This is a genomic window from Parvibaculum lavamentivorans DS-1 (assembly GCF_000017565.1).
In the GTDB taxonomy this organism is placed as follows: domain Bacteria; phylum Pseudomonadota; class Alphaproteobacteria; order Parvibaculales; family Parvibaculaceae; genus Parvibaculum; species Parvibaculum lavamentivorans.
The window spans coordinates 1,480,157-1,495,025 of sequence record NC_009719.1; the positions used below are offsets into that span (position 1 = coordinate 1,480,157).

The window sequence follows — 14,869 nt, forward strand, 5'->3', positions numbered from 1 at the left end:
ATTTCCCTGCTGGCATACAACCTTAGAGACCCCGCATGCAACGGCGCTACCGCATCGGCACAAGAGGCTCCAGATTGGCGCTCATCCAGGCGAACGAAGTCGCCCGCCGGATTGCGCTTGCTCTTCACGCTCCTGTGGAGGAAGTGACGGAGATCGTCGTGATTTCGACGGCGGGCGATCGGGTCCAGGACCGGGCGCTCTCGGAGATCGGCGGCAAGGGCCTCTTTACGGAGGAGATCGAGGAGCAGCTCGCGGATGCAAGGATCGATGTCGCGGTCCATTCGATGAAGGACATGCCGACGCTGTTGCCGGAAGGTTTGGTGATCGATTGCCTGCTGGAACGGGCCGATCCGCGCGATGCATTCCTGTCGTCCAAGGCCAACTCGCTGATGAGCCTTCCGCAAGGGGCGGTCGTCGGCACCTCTTCGCTCCGGCGCGCGGCCCAGGTGCGTGCGCGGCGGCCGGATGTCACCGTGGTTCCTTTTCGCGGCAATGTGGATACGCGGCTGAAGAAGCTTGCCGACGGCGTTGCCGATGCGACGCTTCTTGCCATGGCCGGCCTCACACGCATGGACCTGCTTGAATGCGTCACGGCGCCCCTCTCGCCGGAAGAGCTGCTCCCCGCCGTTGCCCAGGGCGCTATCGGCATTGAGCGCCGCGCCGCCGACGACGAGGCGGCCCACCTGCTTGAAAAGCTGCACCACACAGAGACCGGGCTTCGCGTCGCGGCGGAGCGTGCTTTCCTCGCTGTGCTCGATGGTTCCTGCCGCACGCCGATTGCCGCCCTTGCCGAGATCTCCGGCGATCATATGCGTCTGCGCACCATGATCCTGACGCCGGATGGTGCCGAAATCCATGAGACCGAGCGAGAAGGCCTGGCCGCGGACGCGGTTTTGCTCGGCCAGGATGCGGGTGAGGAGCTCAAGGGCAGGGCGGGCCCCCATTTCTTCGACACGGTCTGACGCAAGTGAAGCTTCTCGTCACCAGACCGGAAGCCGACAGCGAAGCGCTTGCCGAAACTCTGGCGGCGCTCGGCCATGAAGCGGTGCAAGCGCCTCTTCTCACGATCCGCTTTTTCGACGATGCAACCCTGCCGGCGGGAGACTGGCAGGCGCTTCTTGTCACATCGGCAAATGGCGCCCGCGCGCTTGGCCGCCGGGAAATCGCACGAGAGCTCAAAAGCCTGCCGGTCCTGGCTGTCGGCCCCTCAAGTGCCGCGGCGCTCCGGCGGGAAGGGTTTGTCTCGGTTAAGGCCGCTGGAGGAGATGTCGAGGCGCTGGCCGCTCTCGCGGTGGCGGAGCTGAAGCCGGAGGCCGGACCGCTTCTCCACATCGCGGGCAGCGTGGTCGCGGGCGATCTGGGTTCGGCGCTTGGCGCCCATGGTTTCACGGTCGAACGGGCGGTGTTTTACGAGGCGGAGCTGGCGCAACAGTTGCCGGAGACGGCGCGGCGCGCGCTGGAAGACCACACGCTCGAGGGCGTTCTTTTCTATTCTCCCCGAACGGCACGGGCTTTCACGTCGCTGGTGATGGCGGCGGGTCTGAAGGACTGTCTCACGGGCGTCACGGCCTATTGTCTCTCGCGAGCGGTCGCCGATGAATTGCGGGAACTGCCCTTTGGCGGTGTGAAGATTGCGGCCAGGCCCGAGCAGCCGGCATTGCTTGCGCTCATTTCCGCCTGATTTATCGCTGAACTTCGCCCTGACCCTGAGCGTTCAAGCCTCTATAGTGACCCTCCGAAGCCGAATACCCCCGAAAAGGCCTCCCGATGAGTGATGCGAACGACAAGGATGCTGGCAAGCCGACAGGCGGAGATACAGCGCAGAGCGGCGCCGAAACCGGTACAGAAGGCGAATATCTGAAGCCCGAAGCCGAGAAAAGCGAACGCAAGGGCAGGCGCCGCAAGGAGCCCCGCACCATCGACGCGACCGCCGAGGAGGTCCGCGAGGAGCAAGCCCCGAACCCCGGTGCCGGAGAGATGCCGCAAGGAACGGATGCGCCCGGGCCGTCCGCGGCAGCCGGGATTCTGGTGGCTGGCGCAGCAGGGCTTGGCGGTGCGCTCGTGGTGCTTGCGGGCGTTTGGGCGAGCGGCATCTTGTCGAACGATCAGGACGGCGTCGTGCGAAGCGATTTCGATGCGCGCCTCGAGACGCTGGAGAGCGGTACCGGAGACAGCGTCTCCTCGCTGACGGAACGGCTCGACGAACTGACCGGCCGGCTCGACAAGGTTGAGCAGGGGGCGGCTGCCGCCGCGGAGACACCCGAAAGCGCCGCCGCGATCACGGAACGGCTGGAAGCCCTCGCCGCCGAAACGCAGCAATTGAAGAATGCCCTCAACGACACACGAACGACGGCGCGCAGCATGCAGGAGCGTCTTGACGAGATGTCGGCCGCGCTGCCGCCCGCCGGCATCGCGGAGCAGATCGGCAGTCTCGACGCGCTGGTGAGGGCGCTCGACCTCCGTCTTGCTTCGCTGGCGCCGAAGATCGAGGAAATGGAGACGCGTGTCGTCGCGCTCGAAGAAAAGAAAGACGATCCGGACGCCGCCGCGCGCGCCGCGCTTGGCCTGGCGCTCGCCAATCTCGCACGTGCCGCCGAAACGCCCGGGCCCTTTCTTGCCGAGTTGAACGCGGTCGCGGCTTTTCTCCCGGAAGAACCGGCGCTGCAGGAGCTGGCGCCGGCGGCGGCGGAGGGCGTTCCCACGCGGGCCGCGCTTGAGGCGCGTTTTTCATCTCTCTCGCAAAATATTTTCGAAGCCGAACGGCGCGCGGGCGAGGACGGTGTCTGGTCGCGCTTTGTCTCCAACGCGAAATCGCTCGTGACGGTCCGCCGGACGGGCGAGATATCGGGCGACACGACGGAAGCGGTCGTTGCGCGAATGGAAGAGCGTCTCAAGGTGAACGATCTTGCAGGCGCCGTTGCCGAAGCAAAGCAGCTGCAGGGAGCTGCCGCCGAAGCCGCCGCGCCATGGATCGCCGATGCCGAGGCCCGGTTGCAGGCCGACGCGCTTGTGCGCGATCTCAGCGCACGTGTCGCAGGACAACTCGCCCAGACGAAAGGCTGAAGCCGGTATGTTGCGCGCGTTGTACATATTCCTCATCGTTGCGGTGTTGAGCGGCATCGCGATCTGGCTCGCCGACAATCCCGGCGACCTCATCATGCATTGGCGCGGCTATGAGATCCGCACCAGCTTCGTGGTGGGGGTCGGCGTGATGGCGCTGGCCGCTTTCCTGGTGCTGCTTGCCTACCGGATCATCGTCAGCTTCATCGAGACACCGGCGAGCGTTTCCGCCTATCTCGAAAAGCGCCGGCAACAGAAGGGTTTTCTTGCGCTCTCACGCGGCATGGTGGCGGTTGCCGCCGGCGATGCGGCAGATGCAAAGCGTTATGCGGCGCAGGCGCACAAGCTGTTGGACGCACCGCCGCTGACATTGCTGCTCGCCGCACAAGCGGCGCAGCTTGAAGGCAATGAGGCGGCGGCGACGGCCTATTTCGAACAAATGCTCGCCGCGCCGGAAACGGAATTTCTCGGTCTGCGCGGGCTCTTCATTCAGGCCCGTCGCGCAGGCGACCGCGACGGGGCGCTTGCTCATGCGCGCCGCGCCTTCAATCTGAGGCCGCAGACGCCATGGGCTGCCCAGGCGGTGTTCGAAATCGAAGCAGCCGAGGAAGACTGGGATGCGGCGCTGGAGACGCTCGACCGCGTCGTCTCGGCAAAACTTATCCCGCGCGACGAAGCTCGCCGCCGTCGTGCGGTGCTGCTGACCGCGCGGGCGATGACGGCTGCCGAGGCTGCATATGGGCAAGTGGGCGAGGGCCGGACTTCGGCACTGGAGAAAGCGACAAAGCTTTCGCTTGAGGCTGTATCGCTCGAGCCGAAATTTCCGCCGGCGGTCGCTCTTGCCGCGCGGCTGTGCGGTGAGACCGGCCGGGCGCGAAAGGGTATGAAACTCATCGAGGATGCCTGGAGCGATGCGCCTCATCCCGACCTTGCCGATGTCTGGCTCGACATGATCGAAGGCGAAAGCGGTTATGACCGCGCCACGCGCGCCCGCGTGCTTGCGTCGCGCAATGTCGACCATATCGAAAGCAGGATACTTGTTGCGCGGGGGGCCATCGGTGCCCGTGACTGGGCGGCGGCGCGTGAGGCGCTGGTGCCCTATACGGGCGCGGAGGCGAAAGAAGTGCCGACGCAGTGCATATGCGAGCTTATGGCGGAGATCGAGGAAGGCGAGTTTGGCGACCGCGGAGCATCGCGGAGCTGGCTGACCCGCGCGCTTCACGCGCCGGCAGATCCGCAATGGACCGGCACCGGCTATCGTTCGCCGCGCTGGTCGCCGGTCAATCCGGTCACGGGCGAGTTCGACGCACTGGAATGGTCCGCGCCCCTGCCCATGCTTGGCCGGGAAACGGCCGCCGTCGAACCCGCCCCCGCAAAGTCCACGCCTGAGCCCGCTCCAGTGCAAAGCGCCGAGCGGTCGATAGCCGCGCGCGAAGAGCATAAATCAACCGCTGCGGGTGAGGTGCTTGCCTTTCAGCCGCCGCTGCCGGACGATCCCGGTCCTGATGAATTGGCCGATGATGCCCATGAGGGGGAACGGAAATGGTAAAGCGGCTTTTTGCGGGCACGCTCACGCTTGTCGTGTTGGCGCTGGCGGTGATCGTCATTTCGGTCCTGCGGTTCGATATCTCGCGCGAGGAGCTGGCTGGCAAATATGCGACAGGCGCGTCGCAATTCGTCACGCTTCCCGGCGGCGGCAGCATGCATGTTCGCGACGAAGGCAATCGTGAAGGGCCGGCGCTCCTGCTCGTTCATGGTTCGAATGCATCGCTGCATACATGGGAGCCCTGGGTCGCCTCACTCGGCGACACCTATCGTATCGTCAGCATGGATCTGCCCGGGCATGGCCTGACCGGCCGCATCCCCGGGGACGATTATTCCCGCGAGGGAATGACGCAGAGCGTCCATGAGCTGACGGAGATACTCGGGATCGATCGTTTTGCGATCGCGGGCAATTCGATGGGTGGCGGCGTGGCCGCGCTTTACGCGCTCGAACATCCCGCCCAGGTCTCGGCGCTCATTCTGGTCGACGCGGCGGGTGTTCCCGTGCCGCGCAACGATGACGAGGTGCCGCTCGCCTTCCGCATTGCGCGCATGCCGGTCATCAGCAATGTCATGCGATATGTGCTGCCACGCTCGCTGGTGGAAGAAGGCGTGCGCAAGGTCTTCGTCGATCAGTCAAAGGTGACGGACGAGATGGTGGCGCGCTATTTCGACCTGTCGCTGCATGAAGGCAATCGCGACGCGACGCGCATTCGGTTCGCCAGTTATGCGGGGCGGGACGAGGAGGCCTTCGCAGCCCGCCTCGGCGGGATCGAAATGCCGACACTTGTCCTTTGGGGCGACAAGGATGGTCTCATTCCCGTCTCCGCCGCGCATGAATTCAAGGCGCGCATACCGCAGGCGGAGCTCGCGATCTTCGAGAATGTCGGTCATGTGCCAATGGAGGAAGTACCGGAGGAAAGCGCCGCCGTGGTTCGGGATTTCCTTGGCCGGGCGCTTGCCGAAACCTCCCCGTCCGCCGGCGGAATGGCGGCGGCCGGGGTCATGGCGGAGGAATAGAAGACAGTTTCGCCGGTCCTTCCTTTCTCCCTGTTGCCAAAGGCGGCGGGGCGGGGTATCTGAGGGCCCTTGCAGACCGGGTTTTACCTCGGTCCGGCGCCGCTTTAGCTCAGTTGGTAGAGCACCTCATTCGTAATGAGGGGGTCGGGTGTTCGAGTCACCCAAGCGGCACCATTTTTCCCGCACTGCCTTCGCATTTCCGACATATCGCCCTAGATTTGTGCCGGTCCACGGGGCCATCCTGCGCGCCTGCTTTTCCGACAACGAGGCCATGACCGATGAGCGACGCGTCTTTCGACCTTAAATATACGAGCTTCGGCGGCCGTATCGTCATGGTCGGTTTCGGCAGCATCGGCCAGGGCGTCCTGCCGCTTCTGTTGCGTCATATCGATGTGAAGCCCGGTCAGATTTCGATCGTGACGGCGGATGAGACGGGGCGTGCCGAGGCGGAAGAGTATGGTGTCCGGTTCACGGTTTCGCCGCTCCGCAAGGGAAATTATCTCTCGACCCTGGATCCGCTGATTTCGGAAGGCGACTTCCTCATCAATCTCTCGGTCGATGTGTCGAGTGTTGCGCTGGCGGAGTTCTGCCGGTCGAAGGGTGCGCTTTATCTCGACACCTGCATCGAACCCTGGAGCGGACAATATACCGACCCCTCCCGCTCGCCTTCACAGCGGTCCAATTACGCGCTTCGCGAAACCGCACTGGCGCTTCGGGACAAATACAGCGATGGGCCGACCGCCATTTTCACACATGGCGCCAATCCCGGTCTTGTCTCGCATTTCGTGAAGCAGGCCTTGCTCAATATCGCGAAGGACACCGGCGTCGAGGCGGGAAAGCCTGAAAGCCGCGAGGAATGGGCACAACTGTCCCTGCGTCTCGGCATCAAGGTCATTCATATCGCCGAACGGGATACGCAGGTTTCGCCGATACCGAAAGCGGCGGGAGAGTTCGTCAATACATGGTCGGTCGATGGGTTTGTCGGCGAAGGCAGCCAGCCGGCGGAGCTTGGCTGGGGCACGCATGAACGGCATTTTCCGGCGGATGGGCATGGGCACAGCGCCGGCTCGCGCTGTGCGATTTTTCTCGCCCGTCCCGGCGCTTCCACGCGCGTGCGCAGCTGGACGCCGAATGAAGGGCCCTATCATGGCTGGCTTATCACGCATAACGAATCGATTTCGCTTGCCGACTATCTGACGGTGAGGGAGGGGGAGGCCGTGAAATGCCGGCCCACCGTTCACTACGCCTATCATCCCTGCAATGCTGCGGTCCTTTCTCTGCACGAACTTGCCGGAAAGAACTGGCAGATACAGAAAACAAAGCGGCTAATGATGGATGAAATCAGCGAGGGAATGGACGAGCTTGGCGTTCTGCTGATGGGTCATGCCAAGGGCGCTTATTGGTACGGTTCGCAACTCACAATCGAAGAGGCACGGCGCCTTGCGCCGCATAACAATGCGACGAGCCTTCAGGTCACGGTCGCCGTGCTCTCAGGCATGATCTGGGCGATCGAGAATCCGGATCGCTGGGTGACGGAACCGGAAGAAATGGATTTCGAGCGGGTTCTGGAAATTGCGCGGCCCTATCTCGGGACGATGACGGGCGTCTATAGCGACTGGACACCGCTGCTCGATCGCGGCCTGCTGTTCAGTGAGGATGTCGATGAAGAAGACCCCTGGCAGTTCAAGAATTTCCGGGTGATCTGACGTTCAAAGGAAAAGGCCGCCCCCTCATACAAAGGGGCGGCCTTCTTGCTTACCGGGACCTGCGCGCTGAGTTCTCGTTTGGGGAAGGCAACCCTCAGACGGTGACAGGAGCGGCAGTTTTCCGTCAGCCGTGCTGCGGAATGCCCCGGTAGCGCAAGTCTGCGCGGCTGGCGCGCGGCTTTTCCTTGAGGGAAAGCGCGGAGTTGTAGCGCGTGCCGCGGTAATTGAGAGTGGTGTCCTGGCTCTTCGCCGCATTCTTTTCGCCGTGATGGGCCACGCCCCTGTAGCTGAGATCGGTCATGGATGCCTCCTGTGTCGCTGATGTCTTGAAGGCAATATGAGTAATATGTGTGAGTTTGTCAATATAAGTAACTTAACATTTTTCGGACAGGCGAAGAGCTGACTGTTACAAAGGGCTAATTCTCAAGCTTTCCGGCGTTTTTCGGCATAATTGCCGCCCTTGACCGTCGGCGAGTGTCGTGTGTGCGAGGTTGAATATGGAAAAACTTGATCAGCGAATCCAACTCGTCGCATCGGTCGAGTTCAACAATGTGGTGGATCGTTGGCGCCGGGAGCAGGCGGATCTGCCCTCCCGTTCGGAAGCCATCCGGCGCCTCGTCCTTCACGGCCTCGAATATGAAAAGAGTTTTCCGATGCGCATGATCACCGCGATTATCCGGCCCCATAAATACGAGGAGCTGCGCGATGCATTGATCGCGCTCGGCATTGAGGGCATCACCGTTACGCAGGTTTCGGGCTTCGGCCGGCAGCGGGGCCAGACGGAGATTTATCGGGGCGCCGAATACAATGTCGCCGAAGTGCCGAAAGTCCGTATCGACGTCGCCGTGAGTGCCGCGCTTGCCGAAAAGGCGGTCCGCGAGATCGAGCGGGTGGCCAATACCGGCAAGATCGGCGACGGCAAGATATTCGTGCAGCCGCTGGAGCAGGTCATCCGCATCCGCACCGGTGAGACGAACGAGACCGCGCTCGGCTGACAGGTTCTACCCCGCGGCGGCGCCGCTTGCGATCATGCCGCGGATTTCCTCTTCGCTGAAACCGCAGCTCGCCAGGATGCTGCGTGTGTGCTCGCCGATGCCCGGCGCCGGGCGCGGCGCGGTTTTCTTCTCACCCTTGATGGAGATGGGGCTGCCGACTGTGCGCAGGCCATTGGTGCCGGCAATTTCGGGCAATAGTCCGTTGGCTGCCACCTGGCTGCATTCGAGATGATCGCTTGGCTGTGCGATCGGACCGAAGGTAATGCCGGCGCTCACGAAGCATTCTCGCCAATGCTGCCAGTCGGCGGTGACGAATATATCTTCCAGCAATTTTACAAGCTCCGCCCCATTCGCCTTGCGCGCCTCCGGCGTTGCGAATCGCGGATCGTCCAGCCATTCGGAACGGCCGATACAGTGCGCGAGCAGCGGCCATTCGCGCGCGTAGTTCAGCAAGGCAAGCATGAACCAGCGTCCGTCGCGGCATTTGTAGAGCTCCGTCAATGCGCCGCGCTGACCGCGCCGCAGCCTCACGGAAAAATCCGCATCGCAAAGAACCGCCTGCATCCAGACACTGTTCGACCAAAGCCCGTTGGCGAGAAGCGAAGTCGATACCACGCCGCCCTTGCCGGTTTTCTCGCGCCGGTAGAGGCCCGGCAATGAAGCTCGCGCAATCGATGACCAGCAGGTCATCGAATATCCCCTTCTCCATGATTTCCTCCCCTTGTCCCGTCTTTGCGGGCCTTTGATTTCGCGATGGGAAGCATGAGGTGCCTGCAGGCTGAAGTCGACCGTCTTCATGGGGCCCAAGAATGTCTCACGTTGAAACACTCACCGCGCTTCCCCCCGGGGAAAACCCCTGGTTTCCCTAACGAGCCGTTTACCCGGTCGCAACGAACGGCGGCCTATGCTCCCGCAAGACACTATTAGCGGGCGATGCCACTCTCATGTTCGGTCACAAAGCCAGCAGGGGCCGCCGGAAATCTCTTCTGGCAGGCTACTCGACCAACCTCGGCGAACTCATGTCTCGCCAGAGGTCGGAGGTTGCCTTGCGCTCGGCCAAGATCGAAGCCGACATGGCAAGCCGGACCAAATCCGAATTCCTTGCGAATATGAGCCACGAGCTGCGGACGCCGCTCAACGCCATTATCGGTTTTTCGGAATTCATCCAGCACATTGCGGCAAGCGGCAAACCTTCTGAAAAGACCGGCGAATATGCGACGCATATTGCAGGCGCCGGCCGCCACCTCCTCAATATCATCTCCGACATTCTCGATATTGCGAAAATCGAGAGCGGCACGTTTTCGCTCGCTACCGAGCCTTATGACGTGCGCGAACTTGTGGATGCCTGCATTGTGCTGATCGAACCTCGCATCCGAGAGAAGAAGCAGGTGCTCGAGATCAAGGCCGACCCGTCGCTGCCGGAGGTGCCGGTCGATGCGCGCCGGATCAAGCAGGTGCTCATCAACCTCCTGTCCAACGCGCACAAGTTTACCGGTGAAGGCGGACGCATCGTGCTGGTTGCCACGCAGACGCCGGATGGTGGTGTCACCATCGCGGTCGCGGATACCGGTATCGGCATGACGAAAGAGCAAATTTCTCATGCGCTGACCCCGTTCGGTCAGGTGCAGGCAAGCTACGCGCGCGGCCATGAAGGCACCGGCCTCGGACTGCCGATAGCGGCGGCGCTTACGACCCTTCATGGAGGCGAATTTCAGATTTTCAGTGAACCAGGCAAGGGCACGACCGTGTTCTTCACCTTGCCCCCAGCCGCGCCGGCGCGGCCGCAGCATGTTCAGGATCAGGGCCTATGACCAAACCCGTTCCCACCCCGGCGCACTCTTCCGCCGTCGAGCCCGAAGCACCGCCCTTCATAGAGCGCCGCGGCCTTCCGGCGGCGCCTCCGAAGCGGATCGCGCATATTGTGTCGGTGTCCGGATCGCAGGCTATCGCGGTACTCGAACACGAGACGACGGCTGCGGGAACTCAGCAAACGCGCGTCGAGATCGGCCAGCTCGTCAAGGTGCCGACTGCGGCGTCGACTGTCGTGGGGCTGGTGTCTGCCGTCAGTTCTCCCGCGCCAACCAGCGGCAACGGGATCGAGGATCTGCGCCTGATCGAAATCAATCTCGCCGGCGAAGTCGTTTCCGATCCGCGCGATGACCGCCTGACGTTCCGCCGTGGCGTGGCGCATCTGCCGACGCTTGGCGATCCGGTGCTTCTCGCGGACAGGCATGACCTGACGCGCGTCTATACGCAGCCGAACGTGGCGACGATCGAGGTTGGTACGCTATTTCAGGATGCGGCGGTGCCCGCGCGCTTTATCATCGACGATCTTCTGGCGAAGCATTTCATCGTTGTCGGCACCACCGGCTGCGGTAAATCCTGTGCGTTGACGGCGATCCTGCAGCGTGTGCTCGATGATCACAATCACGCCCATATCGTCGTGCTCGACGTGCATAATGAATATCCCACAGCCTTCGGTGCGCGCGCGGAGTTGATAAACCCCGGCAATCTTCATCTGCCGTTCTGGCTTCTCAATTTTCAGGAGCTGTCGGCGGCGCTCACAAGCGGCGATGCCTATCATGAGGCAGAGGTCGAAATTCTTAGTGATGCCGTCGTCGCCGCGAAGCGCCGTTATTCCGATGCGTCGAGCAACCGGCAGCTTGCGCGCCGCCCCGGCGATGGGAGTGGTGTGACGGTGGATGCGCCGACGCCGTTCCGCTTGTCCGACGTTCTTGCCTTTATCGATGAGCAGCTCGGCAAGCTTGAGCGGACGCAGAAGACGCTGCCCTATCGCCGCCTGAAGAGCCGCATCGAAACGCTCGCGAGCGACCAGCGCTACAGCTTCATGTTCGGCAGCCTGACCGTACAGGATACGATGGCCGACATTCTCGGCCGTTTGTTCCGTGTGCCGAATGATGGCCGTCCGATTACCGTCATCGACCTTTCGACTGTACCGCCGGAAATTCTCGACGTCGTGATTTCCGTCATCTCGCGTCTTGCCTTTGACCTTGCGGTCTGGAGCAAGGGCGGATTGCCGATGCTTCTCGTTTGCGAGGAGGCGCATCGCTACGCGCCAGCGGCTGCCGGGGAAGGTTTCGAGCCGACACGCCACGCGCTTTCGCGCATTGCCAAGGAGGGGCGCAAATACGGGCTCTCCCTCGCGCTCGTCACGCAGCGCCCTTCGGAACTCGATACAACGATCCTCTCCCAGTGCAGCACCGTGATCGCCATGCGGCTATCGACGGAGCGCGATCAGCAGGTGATGCGCGCGAATACGCATGATGGTGCTCTCGATCTTCTGGATTTCCTGCCCCTGCTTGGCGACCGGGAGGCAATCGTTCTGGGGCAGGGGGTGGGCATGCCCATGCGGATCCGTTTCGCGGATATCGCGGATAAGGGTATCCCGCGCAACCTCAACAGCGGCTTCTCGCATTCATGGAGCCGGCCGAACCTCGACCGCGCGGGCCTCGAGGCGATCGTTTCGCGCTGGCGCCATGCGGGGCGCGAGCGGGGCTGAGCCGCCGCGGCGGAATGTCCCGCCAATCGGGGGCGGAACGGGCTGCGCTCACCGGCGGTTCGCGATAGGATCCGGCAGCCATTATTTCCAAGCCGTGAAGGGTCAAAGCCATGTTCGCCGTCATTCGTCTCTTCCTTCTGGCCCTCGTGCTGCAAACCCCGTTTCTTGCGGCCCTCCATGCGGATGAGGTTCCCGGCGGCATCCGGGTCAGCGATCCTTGGGCGAGGGCGAGTGTCACCGCGAGCGGCGCCGCTTATTTCACTATCGAAAATTCCGGCAATGAAGATGATATACTTGTCGCCGTGCGCTCCGATGCCGCCGAAACAGTGGAAATGCACACCATGACGATGGACGGCATGGTGATGAAGATGCGCAAGCTTTCCGAGCTGCCGGTGAAGGCGGGCGAGACGGTGAAATTCGCACCCGGCGGGCTCCACATCATGCTGATCCGGCTGAAAGAGCCGCTTCGCGAAGGAATGTCGGTTTCGATGACGCTTACCTTCGAGAAGGCCGGTGAAGTTCATGTCACGGCCCCCGTTCAGGCGGCCGGTCACGGCGCGCATTGATTTTTCCGCCAATGTGATTCGTGTTGATTTGCTGCAGTGCATATAATCAGTTTGCGCCGCAACAAATTAACGCGGCTGGGCTGATATACATTACCGCTGTGTCATAAATGCCATAGCGCCGGGCAATGTTGCCTACATGCGCGGCAACGCCGTCCACCGGTCTTGACTCAAACCGGCAATAAATGTCCGCTAGCCGTTGAGGGATGCTGACTGACCGGGGGGACAGTCCAAAAACCGCTATCCGACTTACCTCCCGATCAGGCCGCAAGTTAGTGAAGCCATCGAGGATCGAGGAGGATCGCTCCGTGAAAATAAGAACCGTTCAAAAATTGTTTTTGGGCAGTGTGGCTGGCGCAGCGATGCTGTTTGCCGCCGGCGCGGCTCATGCCGTCGAATTCAAGTTCGGGGAAGCCAATCTCCAGATCGACAATCTGGTTTCGGTCGGCGCCGGGTTCCGGACCTCCAAACAGGATTGTACCCACGTTGCGAAGCCGAACGGAGGCTGTTCTGCCGGAAACGGCGCCGGAATGGGCATCAATGACGATGACGGCAACGTCAATACCGATCAGTGGGATCCGTACACCACAAGCGTCAAGATCACGACCGACTTCGATCTCCAGTGGAGGAATTACGGCGCATTCGTCCGCACCAAGGCGTTCTACGATTACTGGGTGAATGAAGAACTCGGTACAAGGAACAACCGGTTCGGCAGCCGTCCCATCACCGACCCGGCGCGCGGCGACCAGGCGCGGGATTTCGGCGGAAGAAGCTTCGACCTTCTCGATGCTTTCGTATACGGGAATTTCGACGTTTCGGGCATGCCCTTGAATGTCCGTGTCGGCAAGCAGGTTGTGAACTGGGGTGAAAGCCTCTTCATTCAGGGTGGTATCAATTCCTTTCTGCCGATCGACGTGACGGCCATTCGCACGCCCGGTTCGGAACTGAAGGAGGCGCTGATGCCTACGCCTTCCGTGTTCGCGTCCATCGGGCTGCCGGGCAGCGTAACGGTCGAAGCTTTCTGGCAGTTCGGGTGGCAGAAAACGGAACTGGACGCCTGCGGCACCTTCTTCAGCACCTCCGACTCCGCCTGCGAGGGCGGTGCATACGTCATGCTCGGCGACGAATATCCGGGTCAAGTCCAGATTCCCCGTCGTGCGTCCGAGGAGGGCGACGATACGGGCACCTTCGGCGTGGCGATCAAGCATTACGCCGAAAACCTCGGAGCGGGCACCGATCTCGGTCTGTATTTCACGCAGCAGAGCCTGGTTGTGCCGATCGGCACGTTTTCGCTTGGCGATTTCGGCGCCGCGACGGCAAGCATTCTCGGCGCACCGGCTCCTGACATAGCGTCCTTTTGCGGTGCCTTCGGGGCAGCGACCCTTTTGGGTTGCGCGGGAACTGTAATTGCTCCCGACGGGACGACGGCCCTGGAGGCGGGCGTGGGCGCCACGGCGATGACAAAGAATTACCTGATGCAGTATCCCGAAGACGTTCAAACCTTCGGTGCCAGCTTCAATACCTCGATTCCGCTTTTCGGCGGGTCGGCCTTTTCCGGCGAAGTGGCGTTTACGCCCGACATGCCGTTTTCACTCAGCGATGTGGAAATCAATTCCGCCGAACTGGATGCCATCGGTGCCTGTGAATTCGCGGGATCGCCGGCCGGCTGTCTCAGCCAGGGAAGCCAGAACGCCGGATTCGCCTATGCGCCGGGCGACGCGATCCGGGGCTATGACGAGTTCGACGTCATAACGGGTCAGCTGGCGACAATCAGCACGCTCAACCCGTCGGCGGCCCTTCCGTCCCTGATCGGTTCGGACTTGATGATCCTGAACGCGAATGTCGGCTTCCAGTATCTTCCCGATCTCTCGGACAGCACCAACAGGCTGGCCGCTCCGCGGTCGGCGAATACGCACCCCGATCTGGCCACCGCGTTGATCCTCGGCGATGCGGCTTGCGGCGCGGCCGCGTTCGACCCCGCGGTTCCGGATTGCAAACTGGCTTACGCGACGTCCAGTTCCTGGGGTTACCGCCTCGCGGCCACCGCGGATTACAACAATGCTTTCGGAACGGCCTGGACGCTCACGCCCTCCATTCAGTGGGCACATGATGTGAATGGCGTGTCGGCCGGTCCGGTCGGCCCCGGTTTCGTCGAAGGCAAGAAGACGATCAGCATCGGGCTCAACGCCAACCTACAGAATACTTGGCGTGCCAATATCCAGTACACCAACAGTTTTGGTAACGAGTTCAGGAACTTCGCTTCCGACAAGGACTTCGTGACGGCGACGGTCTCCTACGCGTTCTGATCTTCGGATCGTGTGAGTAAAAAACAGAGCCCGGCGGTTTCGATCGCCGGGCTTTTTCTTTGCGCGGGGCGGTGTTGAGGTTTCGTTTGTCCGAGCCTGAAACCAATATACGGTGTCATCCCGGCACTTGTTGCCGGGACCCAATCCACCTCTCGGC

General features: G+C 62.1%; 13 protein-coding genes and 1 tRNA gene. 12 read left to right on the forward strand and 2 right to left on the reverse strand.

Annotation, left to right across the window (positions count from 1 at the left end; translation table 11 throughout):
* Positions 1–35: 35 nt before the first annotated feature.
* From hemC to PLAV_RS06875, 7 genes are all read left to right on the forward strand, one after another.
* A complete protein-coding gene (gene hemC, locus PLAV_RS06845) occupies positions 36–962 on the forward strand; it encodes a hydroxymethylbilane synthase (protein WP_012110243.1) in 927 nt (308 codons plus the stop codon).
* A gap of 5 nt (positions 963–967) precedes the next feature.
* The gene (locus tag PLAV_RS06850) at positions 968–1,681 is read left to right on the forward strand and encodes a uroporphyrinogen-III synthase (protein ID WP_012110244.1); all 714 of its coding nucleotides are present in this window, start codon (positions 968–970) and stop codon (positions 1,679–1,681) included.
* Positions 1,682–1,767: 86 nt separating this feature from the next.
* Positions 1,768–3,063 carry a COG4223 family protein gene (locus PLAV_RS06855; protein ID WP_012110245.1) on the forward strand — a complete coding sequence of 432 codons (1,296 nt, stop codon included), beginning with the start codon at positions 1,768–1,770 and terminating at the stop codon, positions 3,061–3,063.
* A 7-nt stretch (positions 3,064–3,070) separates the two neighbouring features.
* On the forward strand, positions 3,071–4,609 hold the full coding sequence (locus PLAV_RS06860; RefSeq protein WP_012110246.1) for a heme biosynthesis protein HemY: 1,539 nt from the start codon (positions 3,071–3,073) through the stop codon (positions 4,607–4,609).
* Entirely contained in the window at positions 4,603–5,622 is a 1,020-nt protein-coding gene (locus PLAV_RS06865) for an alpha/beta fold hydrolase (protein ID WP_012110247.1), read from the forward strand. The genes PLAV_RS06860 and PLAV_RS06865 overlap by 7 nt, the downstream gene beginning before the upstream one ends.
* Positions 5,623–5,720: 98 nt before the next feature.
* Positions 5,721–5,796: transfer RNA gene (locus PLAV_RS06870), tRNA-Thr, on the forward strand.
* A 104-nt stretch (positions 5,797–5,900) separates the two neighbouring features.
* A complete protein-coding gene (locus PLAV_RS06875) occupies positions 5,901–7,328 on the forward strand; it encodes a homospermidine synthase (protein ID WP_012110249.1) in 1,428 nt (475 codons plus the stop codon).
* Positions 7,329–7,452: 124 nt separating this feature from the next.
* Here PLAV_RS06875 and PLAV_RS19305 read toward each other — a convergent pair whose 3' ends face one another.
* Entirely contained in the window at positions 7,453–7,629 is a 177-nt protein-coding gene (locus PLAV_RS19305; RefSeq protein ID WP_012110250.1) for a DUF4278 domain-containing protein, read from the reverse strand.
* A gap of 352 nt (positions 7,630–7,981) precedes the next feature.
* Between PLAV_RS19305 and PLAV_RS06880 the strand changes: the two genes are divergently transcribed.
* Positions 7,982–8,323 carry a P-II family nitrogen regulator gene (locus tag PLAV_RS06880; RefSeq protein ID WP_012110251.1) on the forward strand — a complete coding sequence of 114 codons (342 nt, stop codon included), beginning with the start codon at positions 7,982–7,984 and terminating at the stop codon, positions 8,321–8,323.
* Positions 8,324–8,329: 6 nt separating this feature from the next.
* Here PLAV_RS06880 and PLAV_RS06885 read toward each other — a convergent pair whose 3' ends face one another.
* Positions 8,330–9,013 (reverse strand): CoA transferase, encoded by a 684-nt coding sequence (locus tag PLAV_RS06885; RefSeq protein WP_012110252.1) that lies wholly within the window; start codon positions 9,011–9,013, stop codon positions 8,330–8,332.
* Positions 9,014–9,267: 254 nt separating this feature from the next.
* Between PLAV_RS06885 and PLAV_RS06890 the strand changes: the two genes are divergently transcribed.
* The 4 genes from PLAV_RS06890 (at position 9,268) to PLAV_RS06905 (ending at position 14,712) form a co-directional block, all read left to right on the forward strand.
* Positions 9,268–10,134: a sensor histidine kinase gene (locus PLAV_RS06890; protein ID WP_012110253.1), complete on the forward strand. Its 867-nt coding sequence runs from the start codon at positions 9,268–9,270 to the stop codon at positions 10,132–10,134.
* Positions 10,131–11,843 (forward strand): ATP-binding protein, encoded by a 1,713-nt coding sequence (locus PLAV_RS06895; protein WP_012110254.1) that lies wholly within the window; start codon positions 10,131–10,133, stop codon positions 11,841–11,843. Before PLAV_RS06890 ends, PLAV_RS06895 begins: the two co-directional genes overlap by 4 nt.
* A gap of 110 nt (positions 11,844–11,953) precedes the next feature.
* Entirely contained in the window at positions 11,954–12,409 is a 456-nt protein-coding gene (locus PLAV_RS06900) for a copper chaperone PCu(A)C (protein ID WP_012110255.1), read from the forward strand.
* A gap of 203 nt (positions 12,410–12,612) precedes the next feature.
* Complete coding sequence (locus PLAV_RS06905; protein WP_083762517.1) at positions 12,613–14,712, forward strand: DUF1302 domain-containing protein; 2,100 nt, start codon at positions 12,613–12,615, stop codon at positions 14,710–14,712.
* Positions 14,713–14,869 lie beyond the last annotated feature (157 nt).